At 73.0% G+C, this 14,535-nt stretch carries 12 protein-coding genes; 7 read left to right on the top strand and 5 right to left on the bottom strand.

Annotated elements, in window-relative coordinates:
• Window positions 1–8 precede the first annotated feature (8 nt).
• Window positions 9–1,124 (top strand): epoxide hydrolase family protein, encoded by a 1,116-nt coding sequence (locus ABD832_RS29345; RefSeq protein WP_344901257.1) that lies wholly within the window; start codon window positions 9–11, stop codon window positions 1,122–1,124.
• A gap of 149 nt (window positions 1,125–1,273) precedes the next feature.
• On the opposite strand, the gene ABD832_RS29340 is transcribed toward ABD832_RS29345, so the two are convergent.
• Together ABD832_RS29340 and ABD832_RS29335 are read right to left on the bottom strand one after the other, a co-directional pair.
• Window positions 1,274–1,708 carry a DNA-binding protein gene (locus ABD832_RS29340; protein WP_344901255.1) on the bottom strand — a complete coding sequence of 145 codons (435 nt, stop codon included), beginning with the start codon at window positions 1,706–1,708 and terminating at the stop codon, window positions 1,274–1,276.
• 632 nt (window positions 1,709–2,340) lie between these two features.
• Entirely contained in the window at window positions 2,341–3,264 is a 924-nt protein-coding gene (locus ABD832_RS29335) for a hypothetical protein (RefSeq protein WP_344901253.1), read from the bottom strand.
• A gap of 226 nt (window positions 3,265–3,490) precedes the next feature.
• Here ABD832_RS29335 and ABD832_RS29330 point away from each other — a divergent pair, with 226 nt between their 5' ends.
• Window positions 3,491–4,144 (top strand): C39 family peptidase, encoded by a 654-nt coding sequence (locus tag ABD832_RS29330; protein WP_344901250.1) that lies wholly within the window; start codon window positions 3,491–3,493, stop codon window positions 4,142–4,144.
• 60 nt (window positions 4,145–4,204) lie between these two features.
• Here the strand turns inward: ABD832_RS29330 and ABD832_RS29325 are convergent, their stop codons facing one another.
• From ABD832_RS29325 to ABD832_RS29315, 3 genes are all read right to left on the bottom strand, one after another.
• Complete coding sequence (locus tag ABD832_RS29325; RefSeq protein ID WP_344901247.1) at window positions 4,205–4,444, bottom strand: hypothetical protein; 240 nt, start codon at window positions 4,442–4,444, stop codon at window positions 4,205–4,207.
• Window positions 4,441–5,265: a Clp protease N-terminal domain-containing protein gene (locus tag ABD832_RS29320; protein ID WP_344901244.1), complete on the bottom strand. Its 825-nt coding sequence runs from the start codon at window positions 5,263–5,265 to the stop codon at window positions 4,441–4,443. The genes ABD832_RS29325 and ABD832_RS29320 overlap by 4 nt, the downstream gene beginning before the upstream one ends.
• Window positions 5,266–5,451: 186 nt before the next feature.
• Window positions 5,452–6,522, bottom strand: a complete 1,071-nt coding sequence (locus tag ABD832_RS29315) for a glycoside hydrolase family 18 protein (RefSeq protein WP_344901241.1) — start codon at window positions 6,520–6,522, stop codon at window positions 5,452–5,454.
• Between the two features lie 146 nt (window positions 6,523–6,668).
• On the opposite strand from ABD832_RS29315, the gene ABD832_RS29310 reads away from it, so the two are divergent.
• From ABD832_RS29310 to ABD832_RS29290, 5 genes are all read left to right on the top strand, one after another.
• Entirely contained in the window at window positions 6,669–7,592 is a 924-nt protein-coding gene (locus ABD832_RS29310) for an LLM class F420-dependent oxidoreductase (RefSeq protein ID WP_344901238.1), read from the top strand.
• Window positions 7,593–7,687: 95 nt separating this feature from the next.
• Entirely contained in the window at window positions 7,688–9,388 is a 1,701-nt protein-coding gene (locus ABD832_RS29305) for a 3' terminal RNA ribose 2'-O-methyltransferase Hen1 (RefSeq protein ID WP_344901235.1), read from the top strand.
• Entirely contained in the window at window positions 9,381–11,909 is a 2,529-nt protein-coding gene (locus ABD832_RS29300; RefSeq protein WP_344901232.1) for a polynucleotide kinase-phosphatase, read from the top strand. The genes ABD832_RS29305 and ABD832_RS29300 overlap by 8 nt, the downstream gene beginning before the upstream one ends.
• Before the next feature lie 193 nt (window positions 11,910–12,102).
• A complete protein-coding gene (locus ABD832_RS29295) occupies window positions 12,103–13,512 on the top strand; it encodes a sugar porter family MFS transporter (RefSeq protein ID WP_344901229.1) in 1,410 nt (469 codons plus the stop codon).
• Window positions 13,513–13,570: 58 nt separating this feature from the next.
• A complete protein-coding gene (locus ABD832_RS29290; RefSeq protein ID WP_344901226.1) occupies window positions 13,571–14,482 on the top strand; it encodes an SMP-30/gluconolactonase/LRE family protein in 912 nt (303 codons plus the stop codon).
• Window positions 14,483–14,535: the final 53 nt, after the last annotated feature.

Genomic DNA, 14,535 nt, shown 5'->3' with positions numbered 1-14,535 from the left:
TTCTCTTCATGAGCGAGAACACCGAGGTCAGGCCCTTCCGCATCGACGTCCCGCAGGCCCGGCTGGACGACCTTCACGACCGGCTCGACCGCACCCTGTGGCCCGACGAGCTCCCCGGCACCGGCTGGGACTACGGCGTCCCGGTGTCCTACGTGCGCGAGCTCGCCGCGTACTGGCGCGACGGATACGACTGGCGCGCCCACGAGGCCGGGATCAACCGGTACCCGCAGTTCACCACCGAGATCGACGGGCAGAACATCCACTTCCTGCACGTCCGCTCGCGGCACGAGAACGCCCTGCCGCTGATCCTCACCCACGGCTGGCCGGGCTCGATCGTGGAGTACCTGAAGATCATCGATCTTCTCACCGACCCCGAGGACCCGGCTCAGGCGTTCCACCTGGTGATCCCGTCGCTGCCCGGCTTCGGCTTCTCCGGCCCGACCCGGCAGAAGGGGTGGAACCGGTACCGCACCGCCAGGGCGTGGGCGGAACTGATGCGCAGGCTGGGCTACGACCGCTACGGCGCGGCCGGGAACGACGGAGGTTCGTTCGTCTCGCCCGAGGTCGGGCGGATCGACCCCGAGCACGTCGTCGGGGTGCACGTCACCCAGATCTTCTCGTTCCCCTCAGGGGACCCCGCCGAGTTCGAGAAGATCACCCCGGAGGACCGGAAGGCGCTGGAGTCGCTGCAGTGGTTCTACGACAACAAGATGTCGTTCAACATCCTGCACTCGCAGCAGCCGCAGACGCTGTCGTACGCGATCTTCGATTCGCCGGTCGGGCTGCTGGGCTGGAACGCGCAGCTCTTCGGCGACACCGTCGACGTGGACGCCGACTTCGTGCTGACCAACACGATGCTCTACTGGCTGACCGGCACCGCGACGTCGGCCACCCGCTTCTACTACGAGGACGCGCACGCCGAGCATCCCGCGGAGCCCACCACCGTCCCGATCGGGCTCGCGATGTTCGGCGGCGACTTCGTCTCCATGCGCACGTTCGCCGAGCGCGACCACCGCAACATCGTGCACTGGAGGTCGTACGACCACGGCGGCCACTACGCCGCCCACATCGTGCCCGACGTGCTCGCCGGTGACCTGCGGACCTTCTACGGCGCCCTGCGCTGACCGTTCGCGCGCCGGGGAGGCGGGGTCGCGCCGGGGGAGGACGGGGCGCGACGGTGGGGGACGCGGCGGTGGGCGGGGGCGACCCGGCCGGACCCTCGGGCCACCCGGGCCAGCTGGGCCACCCGGGCCACCGCCGCGGCTCCATGAGGTCAGGCGGTGGCGGGGGAGTCCTGCTCGGAGCGCGTCTCCAGGCGCTCGTACCGCTGCCGGGCCGCCTGGGGCGTGCTCAGGCCCAGGCTGAACGCGATGTCCTGCCACGTCATCCCGCGCCCACGCGCGATCTTCATCAGGGCGAGCTCCGTCGTGTCCTGTTCCGCGCGCACCTGCGGCAGGAGGGTCAGGGCGGCCATCAGATCGGTGGTGTCGATCTCCGGCTCTCCCGGTTCGGCGGGGACGGAGCCCCCCGCCATGACGGCGACCAGCCGCACCACCTCGTGCGGCGAGGGCACCGACGGGTGGACGTGCCGGGCTCGGCGCTCGGGGGTGCCCGCGTGCCGGTCGGCGAGACGCATCAGGGCGGTGTAGGTGCGCTCCGAACGCTGCGCGGCCGGATCGGGACGGGTGAAGGGGTTCGCATCGGACATGGAAGCATCATGTCGAGAAAACACTTTGTTTTCAACTTTTTGTTCAACTCGGATGGCGCGCATCGGCCGGGCGGGGGTGGGCGGGACGGTGGCGGGCCCTCCGGGCCGGTCCCTGTGGCGTCACGACGCCGGACCCGGTGGGCGTCTCCCGCAGAGGCCTGCCCCCGGTCCGTGGCCCGGTACCGGCCGGGCCCGAGGGCGGGGGTCGGCTCCAGCGGGAGGCGTTCATCGCCCCGTCAGTCCTTGTGTCCCAGGAATCGCGCACCCCATCGGACGGAATGCCCTTTTCCATTGCATGCCCGACATTTGCCGAAGGCACCCTTGAAGGTCGTCGAGTGGGATTCCTTGGATTTGTTGCAGGCCTTGCATTTCATGTACGGATGGAACTTGCAGGAGGCGAGATAGAAGACGATCGCGATGACGGCGACGATCAGAACGGGGTGTACGGCCAGGTCGGAGCCTGCCTCGCCTACCGGGGCGGCGATGGGGAGAGGTGGGATCGAGAGCACGCGACCAGATTTGCACGGGAGACGGCGGCGCATCAGCCGTTTCCGCGCGCCGGTCCTTCGGAAGGGGCGTTTCCTGTGCCGATGTGCCGGTACTCCCGGCGGATCCCCTCCGTCGAACCAGGTTCAGAGCGGGGCCGTGCATTCTTCCGTGTATGTGGAGGAACTCGCCCACAGGCATATTCTGATCGTGACCGGAACCCCGCCGATCACCTTCCTGACGGCAGGGGTGCGCGCCTTGCCGTCGCCGTCGGCCGCCGTGACGGGTACGTCGCAGGTGTGCCAGGGGCCGTTCCCCCGCCGCCAGTCGAGCCGGATGCCGCCCTGCCCGGTGCCCGCGAGGCCGCGATCGCGGTAGCCGCGACCCCAGTAGTACATCTCTCCCCGGTGGAGGCGGTACCAGGCCGAGCCGCGCAGGTGACCGAAGTCGAGAACCGGATCGACGCGCCGGGCCTCGTCACCCGGCAGCGGGGCGGAGTCGATGACGTCCCCCTCGGAGACGCCCGCCCGGCAGGGCAGCGCGGAGTCCCCGCCCCCACCCCCGGCGGGGGAGACGGTACCGGCGTCCGGGGGACGCGAGGAGCGCGAGACCGCGACGGTCACCAGCACGGCGACGACGGCGAGTACGACGACGAGCACCGCGCCGCCGATCACCGGCACGGACGGCCGGCCACGATCCCGCGGGGTGAGGCCGGGGACGGGCGGAAGGTGGCCGGGGTCGGGCGGAAGGCGGTCGAGAGCGTCCCATGCCGCCAGCCAGACCTCCACCTCCTCCGGACGGCAGGCGCAGGGGCGCGTGGGACATCGCTCCAGGGCGCCGGCGACGACGACCCGCTCGACGTAGTCCCGCTGGGGCAGCGTGTCCTGTCTCGCGGCGTCCTGGAAGACGCGTCCGATCACGGCGCGGCTCAGCGCGCCACCGTGGCGCTGGACCCTCCTGGTGAGCTCGTTCAGGGACAGGCCGGGTCTCGCGGCCCGCCACTCCTTCAGGTGCTCGCGGAACTCCCGGGGGGTGCGGGCGGTTCGCGGATCCGGCTCGCCGGCCGTCATCGACCTCTCGCCCTCCTTCGTCGGTGTGCGGAAGGACCTTATGGGCGCGGCGGTCCGGGTCGCACCTCCCGCGCCCGGGCCTCAAGGCACCCGGGACGTCTCCGGGACGTCCCGGAGACGTCCCGGAGACGCGTCACGCCTGGTGGAGGGGCCGGTGAGCCGGTTGGCTCGGAATCGTTCGCGGCACGACCCGCCGCGATCCCCCGACCGCACAGGAGGCGGCCCCATGTCCTTCGCACTCTCCCGGCCCACCGCCGGGATCCTCACCTCGCTCACCGCGGTGGCGGCGCTCTGCGCGGCACCCGCCGTCCCCGCCGTGGCGGCCCCGGTACTCACCGCCGCGGCATTCGGCGCGCCCAACGAGACCGTGCACGGCATCGACTTCTGGACCCAGCCCTACGGCAACTACTGCGGGCCCACCACGGCGGCGATGATCCTCTCCCAGGGCGACGCCAAGGCCCCGAGCGTGTACGGCCTGGCCGCCCGGATCGGGCTGAGGCGTGATGTCGGCGGTACGTACCGGACCGAGATGAAGACCATGCTGGAGACCGGTGGTCACCGGTGGCAGGTGACCTCCAGCGGTGACCCGGGCCGGCTCCTGGACACCGTCCGCCGGAACATCTCGGGGAACCAGGCCTGGCGTTCCGCCGTGGCGGTGGGGTTCAGGGGCAGGATCACCGGCCACGTCAACGGCAGGTACTTCACCTACCCGCAGAGCGTGGACCACTGGATCGCGATCACGGGCTGGGACACCGCCGGCCGTAACGTCCTGGTGCACGACCCGGTGGCCGGACGTCCCGGCTGGGGGAACGTGCCGTCCAGTTACTGGATCGGAGTCGACCGGATCCCCGGGCTCAAGACCTGGGTGCACCGCGCCTGACGCCGGCCGCGGCGCCGGTCCCGGTGCTCCCTCTCCGGGACCGTCCCTCGCCGCCGTTCCTCACGGGCGGCGGCGGGAGGAGGCGCGCACGATGATCCCCACACCGGCGCCCACGGTGATCCCGGCGACCAGTCCCGCGGGCACCCCGGAGCCCATGCCCACCAGGACTCCGGTGACCAGGCCCGCGAGCAGGCGCGCGAGCGCGCCCGCCACGGGCCGCGCCGTCACGCGCACGCCGGAACCGAGGGGGTGCGCGTCGCGCCCCGGGATCGCGGCCCCTCGCGGGGGCGGGCCGCTCACGGCCGCTCCTCCTCCTCTTCCGTCTCCTGCGCGCCGAGGCGCTCCTCCAGCCGTTCGAGCCTCAGCACGATGGGGCGGAGTTCCTCGCGCACGGCCGCCGACAGGGCGCTCGCCGCGCCCGCGGGCAGGGTGAAGGGGGCGGGGGAGGCGGGGGGAGCGATGGGGGTTCCCTGGGTCTGCGCGCGCAGGTGGACGTACCCGACGAGGGCGGCCGAGACGGCGTGGCGGGTCAGCCGGTGCTCGGCGCCCAGCTCCCGGAGCACGCGCCCGGCCGTCCCGTCGGGCTCGGCGATCAGGCCGAGCAGCAGGTGCTCGCATCCGACGTAGTTGTGGCCGAGCGAGGTGGCCTCGGTGACGGTCATCTCCAGCGCCGCCGCCGCCGACGCGCCGAAGGCGAGCCTCGACGCGGCGGTCCCGGCGTCCCCGGCCGAGGAGGGCGCGTTCCCGGCCGCGGGGCCCGACCGGTCGAGCCTGCGCCGTACCTCCTCCAGGCTGATCTCCAGAACGCCGAGGACATGGAGGGCCAGGTTGGTGCCCTCGGCGAGCATTCCGCCCAGCAGGTGCTCGGTGCCGACCTCGGCCGCGTCCAGTGCACGTGCCTGGTCCACGGCCAGTTTGATCACCTCGCGCGCGCGGGGGGTGAAGTTGGGCAGCCTCGTCAGATCGTCGAGGTCGGAATCGCCGAGCGCCGTCTCGCGGATGGCGGTCACCCGCCGCACCGCCTGCTCCAGGGCCCGCTGGCAGACGGCCGAGACCGGCACGCCCGCCTTCTTCACGGCCTCGGCGAGCTCGTCGGGCAGATACACGTTGATCTTGGGCATCGTTTCCTCTTGGGGTTAGGAGAGGGTTATAACCCATTCATAACCCCAGAGGGGGGTGCTTGTCCAGCGCGACGTCCGGGTCACTGGCGCAGCGCTACCGGTCGCCGGCGCGTCGCCCGGGGTCGCCGACGCGGCGCCCCGGGTCGCCAGTGCAGCGCTCGGGTCGCCAATGCAGCGCCCGGGTCGTTAGCGCAGCGCTCCGGTCAGCAGGCGGGTCAGCTCGGGGGTGAGGGCGACACCCCGGGTCGAGAGCCAGGCCAGCCGGTTGCGGCTGGTGAAGGCGGCGAGCCTGCGCGCGTCGAGCCGGGTGAGCCGCCCGTGCCCGGCCAGCACCGGGGTCAGCGCGATCCGGTCCCAGGCGGTGGCCCGGCCGAGGGAACGGGCCACCTGCGGGTGCGCGGCGCGTACGGCCGAGGCGACGGGACGCAGGCGGGCCCCGGCCGCGGGGGCGCCGACGGGGGCCAGGAGGTTGACGGTGGAGATCTCGGCCCCCGCCGCCCGGGTGGCGCGGAGCATCTCCTGGTCGTGACGGGCCAGGCCCGCCCCGGTGACCGGCAGGGTGAAGCTCACCGCCAGGGAGCGGCCCTCGCGGGCGGCCTCCCGCTGCAGGACGGTGATCGCCCGGGCGCGCCGCCGCACGGTGGCCGTGGCGGCCGGGCCGTGAAGCTCGAAGTCGATGTACGCGGCGCCGAAGGCGGTGATCGCGCGGCGGTAGGCGGCGGCGAGCCGTTCCGGGTCGGTGCAGGCCGAGGCGAGCTCGCGCCCGGACGGCCCGCCGAAGGCGAGCCCCGCCTTGCCCCCGGCGGCCCGCAGGCGGCCGAGCCGGTCGGCCACCGGGGCGCCGTCCCGATCCCGGAGCCCGCCCCAGGTGGGGACGCAGCCCTTCTGCCCGGCGGTGAGATGGCCCAGCGTGAACCAGCGCACGTGGTCCGTCCTGACCGCCCTGGGCAGGTCGAAGCGCGGGTCGCGCGCGGCGTCCACGAACGTCACGAACCCCGACGGGCGGGAGACGGCCGCCTCGCGGTCCACCGCGGGCCTCCTCCCGGACGCGGCCGGACGCGGCGTACCGGAGGGGGGGGCGGCAGCGGCGCGGTCGCCGCGCGCGCTCCACTCGCCGGTCGCGCCGGAGGGCAGCAGCCAGATCGCGGTACCTGTGCCCGCGACGAGCGCGACCGAGGCGAGCACCACCAGGGAGCGGGGCGGGGTGCCGGGCTCGCGGGCCCGCAGGGTGTCGGGGCGGTCGGTCGCCACGGGCATGAGCTCCCCTCCTCGACGGCGGGGGCGATCGCCGAGCGTGTTCGACCCGCTACCCGATGCGTCAGAGGGCAGAACGTTAGCAAGCGCCCACGCCACGGCGCGGGCTTTCTGCGGATGCCGTCCGTAGTGCCCGGATAATGGTCTGCATGAAGTTGAGGATCTTCACTGAACCGCAGCAGGGCGCCACCTACGACGAGCTGCTCGCGGTCGCGCTGACCGCGGAGCGGCTGGGGTTCGACGCGTTCTTCCGCTCCGACCACTACATGCGGATCGGCAAGGGCGACCCCGGGCCCGGCCCCACCGACTCCTGGATCACCCTGGCCGGCCTGGCCCGGGAGACCTCCACGATCCGTCTCGGCACGCTGGTCACCCCGGCCACCTTCCGGCTGCCCGGGCCGCTGGCGATCAGCGTCGCCCAGGTGGACCGGATGAGCGGCGGACGGGTGGAGCTGGGGCTGGGAACCGGCTGGTTCGACGCCGAGCACACCGCGTACGGCATCCCCTTCCCGCCGATCGCCGAGCGCTTCGGCAGGTTCGAGGAGCAGCTGGAGATACTGGTCGGGCTCTGGACCACGCCGGTGGGGGAGACGTTCTCCTTCGAGGGGGCCCACTACCGGCTGGCGGACTCCCCGGCGCTGCCCAAGCCCGCGCAGAGCCCCAAGCCGCCGATCATCATCGGCGGTACCGGCGCCACCCGGACCCCGCGCCTGGTCGCGCGGTTCGCCGACGAGTACAACGTGCCGTTCCGCACCGTGGAGGACACCGCCGAGGCCTTCGACCGGGTCAGGAAGGCGTGCGAGGCCGAGGGCAGGGAACCGGTCACGCTCTCCGTCGCGCAGACCGTCTGCGTCGGCTCCAACGACGCCGAGCTCGCGCGGCGGGTCGAGGCGGCCGGGCAGGACCTCGCCGCGCTGCGGGTGGCCGGGCTGGCCGGGACCCCCGCCGAGGTGACCGAGAAGATCGGCCGCTTCGCCGAGCTGGGCGTCGAACGGGTCTACCTGCAGATCCTGGACCTGGTCGACCTCGACCACCTGGAGCTCATCGCCGAGGAGATCATGACCGACGTGTAGTCCGGGACGGTCCCGGCTGTGGCCCGGGGCGGTCCCTGCACCGGCGGGCCGGTTAACCCGTGGCCGTCCCGCCGGTCGTGCGGCACACTGAGCCGGTGCTGCTGACGATATCCACCACCGTACGGCCGGCCACGGACCTCGGATTCCTGCTGCACAAGCATCCGGACCGGGTCCAGGAGTTCGACCGCTCCTACGGCGTGGCCCGCGTGCTGTACCCGGAGGCGGGCGAGGAGCGCTGCACGGCCGCGCTGATGCTCGAGGTCGACCCGGTCCGGCTGGTGCGCTCGCGCGACCGCTCCACCGCGGACCACGCGCTGGGCCAGTACGTCAACGACCGGCCGTACGTGGCCTCGTCGCTGCTGGCCGTGACGCTGGCCGACGTGTTCCGCACGGCGCGCACCGGGCGCTGCGACGCCCGTCCCGGCCTGGCCGCCGGGCCGATCCCGCTGGAGCTCACGCTGCCGGTGCTGCCCTGCCGCGGCGGGCCCGAGCTCGCGCACCGGCTCTTCGAACCGCTGGGCTGGCGGGTCGAGGCACGGGCCCTGCCGCTGGACGAGGGATTCCCCGAGTGGGGCGACTCCCGCTACGTCCGGCTGGTGCTGCGCGGGCAGGTCCGCCTGGCCGACGCGCTCAACCAGCTCTACGTCCTGCTTCCGGTGCTCGACGACGCCAAGCACTACTGGGTGGCCCCCGACGAGGTGGACAAGCTGATCAGGGCGGGCGAGTCGTGGCTGGGCGCCCACCCCGAGCGCGGCCTGATCACCCGCCGCTACCTGGGCCGCCGTCTGGCGCTGACCCGCGCGGCCTTCGCCCGGCTCGCCGAGATCGGCGACGACGTCGAGGACGAGCTCGACCCGCCGATCGAGCAGGAGCCCACCGTCCCGCCCGTGGAGCCCGCGGTGGTCGCGGACCCTGCAAAGGCCGCGGAACCCGCGGAGCCCCTGGAGCCCAAGGACACTCTGGAGCCCAAGGACCCCGTGGAGCCCGGTGCCCCTTCTCCCGAGCCGCCGGTCCGGCGGCCGTTGAACGTCCTGCGGCTGGAGGCCGTGCTCGCGGTGCTGGAGCGGGTGGGCGCGAGCAGCGTCATCGACCTCGGCTGCGGTTCCGGCCGCCTGGTCGGGGCGCTGCTGGAGCGGCCCGGCTTCACCAGGGTGACCGGGACCGACGTGTCCTCGCAGGCCCTGGCGGTCGCCGCCCGGCGCCTGCGGCTCGACCGGATGCCCGAACGGCGGCGGGAGCGGCTGGAGCTGTTCCAGGGGTCGCTGACCTACACCGACGACCGCTTCGCCGGGTACGACGCCGCCGTGCTGATGGAGGTCGTCGAGCACGTCGACCCGGCGCGCCTGGAGGCGCTGGAGCGGGTGGTCTTCGGCAGCGCCCGGCCGGGCCACGTGATCGTCACGACCCCCAACGTCGAGTACAACGTCCACTACGCCTCCCTCGTGGGCCCGCGCCACTCCGACCACCGCTTCGAGTGGACCCGCGCCGAGTTCCGGGCGTGGGCGGCGAAGGTGTGCGGGGAGTACGGCTACCGCGTCGGGTTCGTCCCGGTGGGGGACGACGACCCGCTGGTGGGACCGCCCACCCAGATGGCCGTGTTCGGCCCGGTGGACGCGACCGGCCAGGGTGACGCCGCCGGCGCTGCCGGTGCGGACGCCCCGGTGGACGCGGGCGACACGGCGGACCCAGGCGACACGGCGGGCCCGGCCGGCACGGGGCCGGACGGCGTCGGCGTGAACGGTGCCGCCGTGAACGGTGCAGGCGTGGACGGTGGGGTGGGAGGTGGAGATGACTGAGATCGTCGTACCGGAGATGTCGCTGGTCGTGCTCGTGGGTGTGTCGGGGAGCGGGAAGTCGACCTTCGCGCGCCGGCACTTCGGGCCGACCCAGGTGATCTCCTCCGACTTCTGCCGCGGGCTGGTCTCCGACGACGAGAACGACCAGACCGCCACGGCCGACGCCTTCGCCGTGCTGAACTACATCGTCGGCACCCGCCTGCGGCGCGGGCTGCTGACGGTCGTGGACGCCACCAACGTCCAGTGGGAGGCCCGCAAGAAGCTCGTCGAGCTCGCCAAGTCGCACGACGTGCTGGTGGACGCGATCGTCCTGGAGGTGCCCGAGGAGCTCGCGGCCGAGCGCAACCGGAGCCGGCCCGACCGCGACTTCGGCGCGCACGTGATCACCCGCCAGCGCAAGGACCTGCGCCGCTCCATGGCCAGGATCTCCCGCGAGGGGTTCCGCCGGGTGCACGTGCTGCGCGGCCCCGAGGAGATCGAGGCCGCCACGGTCGTCACGGAGAGGGCGTGGAACGACCGGCGCGAGCTGACCGGCCCGTTCGACGTCGTCGGCGACGTGCACGGCTGCCGCTCCGAGCTGGAGACGCTGCTGCGCACCCTGGGCTGGGAGATCGAGCCCGGCGGCACCGGCGCGGTCCACCCCGGGGGCAGGACCGCGGTGTTCGTCGGCGACCTGGTGGACCGCGGGCCCGACTCGCCGGGCGTGCTGCGGCTGGTCATGGGCATGGTCGCGGCCGGGACCGCGCTGTGCGTGTCGGGCAACCACGAGCAGAAGCTGGCCCGCGCGCTGGGCGGGCGCAAGGTCAGGGTGGCCCACGGCCTGAAGGAGTCGCTGGACCAGCTCGCCGCCGAGCCCGAGGAGTTCCGGCGGGACGCGCTGGCCTTCATGGACGGGCTGGTCAGCCACTACCGGCTCGACGGCGGCCGGCTCGTCGTCGCCCACGCCGGGCTCAAGGAGGCCTACCACGGCCGCGCGTCCGGCCGGGTGCGCGCCTTCGCGCTGTACGGCGACACCACCGGCGAGACCGACGAGTACGGCCTGCCGGTGCGCTACCCGTGGGCGCGGGAGTACCGGGGCCGGGCCATGGTCGTCTACGGCCACACCCCGGTCCCGCGGGCCGAGTGGGTCAACAACACGATCTGCCTGGACACCGGCGCCGTCTTCGGCGGGACGCTCACCGCGCTGCGCTACCCCGAGAAGGAGATCGTCTCGGTCCCGGCCGAACGCGTCTGGTACGAGCCGGTACGGCCGCTCACCGACCCCGGCCACGGCGACCCCGGCCACCGCGACCCCGGTTACCGCGACCCCGGCGTGCTCTCGGTCGAGGACGTCCGGGGCACCCGGCACGTCGAGGTGCGGTACGGCGGCGGCGCCGTCAAGGTCCGCGAGGAGAACGCGGCCGCCGCCCTGGAGATCATGAGCCGGTTCGCGGTCGACCCGCGCTGGCTGGTCTACCTGCCGCCGACGATGGCGCCCGCGCAGACCTCGCGCCTGGAGGGCCACCTGGAGTACCCCGCGGAGGCGTTCGCCGAGTTCGCCGCCGCCGGGGTGGACCGGGTGGTGTGCGAGGAGAAGCACATGGGCTCGCGGGCGGTCGTGGTGCTGGCGGCCGGCCCGGACGTGGCGGCGGCGCGGTTCGGCGTCACCGACGGCACCGCCGGGGCGGTCTACACCCGTACCGGCAGGCCGTTCTTCGCCGACACCGGCGCGCTGGTCGACCGGCTCAGGAAGGCGTGCGCGCCGCTGATGCGGGAGCTGGGGTCGGACTGGCTGGTCCTCGACTGCGAACTGCTGCCCTGGTCGGTCAAGGCCGAGGGGCTGATCCGCGAGCAGTACGCGTCGGTGGGTGCCGCGGCCCGCGCGGCGCTGCCGGAGGCGATCGCCGTGCTGGAGGCGGCGGCCGGGCGCGGGTTGGATGTGAGCGAGTTGCTGGACCGCACCCGCCGCCGCTCCGTCAACGCTGCCCGTTTCAGCCAGGCATATGCACGTTACTGCTGGCCTGTCGCGGACCTGGACGGGGTCCGGCTGGCCCCGTTCCAGATCCTCGCCTGCGAGGGCCGGGCGACCGCCGCCACCGAACCGCGGACCTGGCACCTGGAGACGCTGTCGCGGCTCGACGACCCGCTGATCGCGCCGACCCGGCACGTGTTCGCCGACACCTCCTCGCCGGAGTCGGTCGAGGCGGCCACCGCCTGGTGGGAGGCGCTGACGGCCGAGGGCGGCGAGGGCATGGTGGTCAAGCCGGTCCAGGTGCCCGACGGGCGGAGCCGGGTGCAGCCGGGCCTCAAGGTGCGCGGCCGGGAGTACCTGCGGATCGTCTACGGACCCGACTACACCGAGAGCCTGGACGTGCTGCGCAACAGGTTCCTGGGACGCAAGCGCTCGCTGGCGCTGCGCGAGCACGCCCTGGGGCTGGAGGCGCTCTTCCGGCTGGCCGGGGGCGAGCCGCTGTGGAGGGTGCACGAGGCGGTCTTCGCCGTCCTGGCGCTGGAGTCCGAGCCGGTCGATCCCCGTCTGTGATTTTTCGACAAAGCCGGATGAAGAAGGAGACATCTCCCGCGGTGTGACGATCGTCGTATCCGCCCTGGTCCCTAGGCTCTGAACACGCCGGCGGGGCGAGGGCGGGCCACCGATGGGCGGGCGGCGACGCGCGGCCGTCCACGGGAGCCGGAGGTTCGATGTCTCAAGCCCCTTTTCGGGGGAAAGGACTCTCATGGCCGGCACTGCCCCCTCGGGGACCTCCAGTGAGAACATCGGGCACGTCGTCTTCATCACCGCCGCCGCGGCGATCGGAGGCTTCCTCTTCGGGTACGACAGCGCCGTCATCAACGGCGCCGTCACCGGGATCGAGAAGTACTTCGAGGTCGGCGCGGTGCAGACCGGCTTCGTCGTGGCGATCGCGCTGCTGGGGTCGGCCCTGGGCGCGTGGGTCGCCGGAGGACTGGCCGACCGCTGGGGCCGGACCAGGACCATGCAGGTGGCCGCGATCCTGTTCGCGATCAGCTCGGTCGGCCAGGCGCTGCCCTTCGCCGTGTGGGACCTGGCCTTCTGGCGGGTGCTCGCCGGCGTGGGCATCGGGATGGCCTCGGTGATCGGCCCCGCCTACATCGCGGAGGTCGCCCCGCCCGCCTACCGGGGACGCCTGGGCTCCTTCCAGCAGCTGGCCATCGTGCTGGGCATCGCCGTCTCCCAGCTGGTCAACTACGCGATCGCGGAACGGGCCGGGGGCGACGTCAACAACGAGCTGCTCGGCCTGCAGGCCTGGCAGTGGATGCTCGGCGCCTGCCTGGTCCCCGCCCTGCTCTACCTGATCTTCGCGACGATCATCCCCGAGTCGCCGCGCTTCCTGGTCGCGGCCGGCAGGTCGGCCGAGGCGCGCAAGGTGCTCGGCGAGGTCGAGGGCGAGAACACCGACCTGGACGCCCGGATCACCGAGATCGAGAACTCGCTGCGCAGCGAGCACCGGCCCCGGCTGCGCGACCTGCGCGGCTCCCGGCTGGGCCTGCTGCCGATCGTCTGGATCGGCATCCTGCTCTCGGTGTTCCAGCAGTTCGTCGGCATCAACGTCATCTTCTACTACTCGGCGTCGCTGTGGCAGTCGGTCGGCATCAACCAGTCGGACTCGCTGCTGATCAGCTTCTCCACCTCGATCATCAACATCGTCGGCACGTTCATCGCCATCGCGCTGGTCGACAGGATCGGCCGCAGGCCGCTGCTGCTGATCGGCTCGGTGGGCATGGCGGTGTCGCTCGCCGTGGCCGCGTGGGCGTTCAGCGCCGGTGTCCCGAACGGCGAGACGGTCAGGCTGCCCGAGACGCAGGGCACGGTCGCGCTGGTCGCCGCGCACGTCTTCGTGCTGTTCTTCGCCCTGTCGTGGGGCGTGGTCGTCTGGGTGCTGCTGGGTGAGATGTTCCCCAACCGGATCAGGGCCGCCGCGCTCTCGGTGGCGGCGTCCGCCCAGTGGGTGGCCAACTGGCTCATCACCGTCTCCTTCCCGTCGCTGTCGGAGTGGAGCCTGGCGGGCGCCTACGTGGGGTACACGGCCTTCGCCGTGCTGTCGTTCATCTTCGTGATGTTCAAGGTGAAAGAGACGAAGGGCCGGAAACTGGAGGACATGGGGTAGCGCCCCCTTGGCCCGGCGGGGTGGATCCTGAGAAGGTGTGGCACCGAGGAGGTGCCCGGTGGATCTCATTCCCCTGGAGTTCGAAGCGTTCGACCGCCGCATCGCGGGGGTCTCCGGCGACCGTAACGTCGAGCGGCTGCACCGGGGCACGCGCTGGGCCGAGGGGCCCGTGTACGTCCCCGCGGGCCGCTACCTGGTCTGGAGCGACATCCCGAACGACCGCATGCTGCGGTGGGACGAGCTCACCGGCCGGGTGGGGCCGTTCCGGGAGCCCGCCGGGTACGTCAACGGCAACACCCTCGACCGCGAGGGCAGGATCGTCTCGTGCGAGCACGGCGCGCGCCGGGTGACCCGGACCGAGCACGACGGCTCGGTCACCGTGCTCGCCGACCGGTGGCGCGGCAGGCGGCTCAACAGCCCCAACGACGTGGTGGTGCGCTCCGACGGGTCGGTCTGGTTCACCGACCCGCCGTACGGCATCCTCAGCGACTACGAGGGGCACCGGGCCGAGCAGGAGATCGACGGCTGCCACGTCTACCGCGTCGACCCGGGCACCGGCGAGGTGAGCGTGGTGGCGGACGACTTCGCCCGCCCCAACGGCCTGGCCTTCTCCCTCGACGAGCGGCTGCTGTACGTCGCCGACACCGAGCGCCGCCACGTGCGGGTCTTCGAGGTCACCGGCGACGGCGCCCTCACGGGCGGCGAGGTGTTCGCCGGGCACGACGGCGAGGGGAGCTACGACGGCATGCGCCTGGACGAGACCGGCCGCCTGTGGGCCGCCGTCGGCCCGGCGATCCACGCCTACCACCCGGACGGGACGCTGCTGGGCAGGCTGCTCCTGCCCGAGAGCGCCTCGAACCTCGTCTTCGGCGGCCTGAAGCGCAACCGCGTCTTCGTCACCGCCACGACGTCCCTGTACTCGGTCATGCTGAGCATCCGGGGCGCCGAGCCGGTGTGGGCGCGCCGATGACGCGCCCGGGAGGGGCCGGGAGGGCTCCCGGGTGAGGCCGGGAGCCCTCCCGG

Source organism: Streptosporangium longisporum (assembly GCF_039534895.1).
GTDB lineage: Bacteria > Actinomycetota > Actinomycetes > Streptosporangiales > Streptosporangiaceae > Streptosporangium > Streptosporangium longisporum.
Note: the sequence above shows the minus strand (reverse complement) of the source record. Positions and strands in the feature narration are given on the sequence as shown.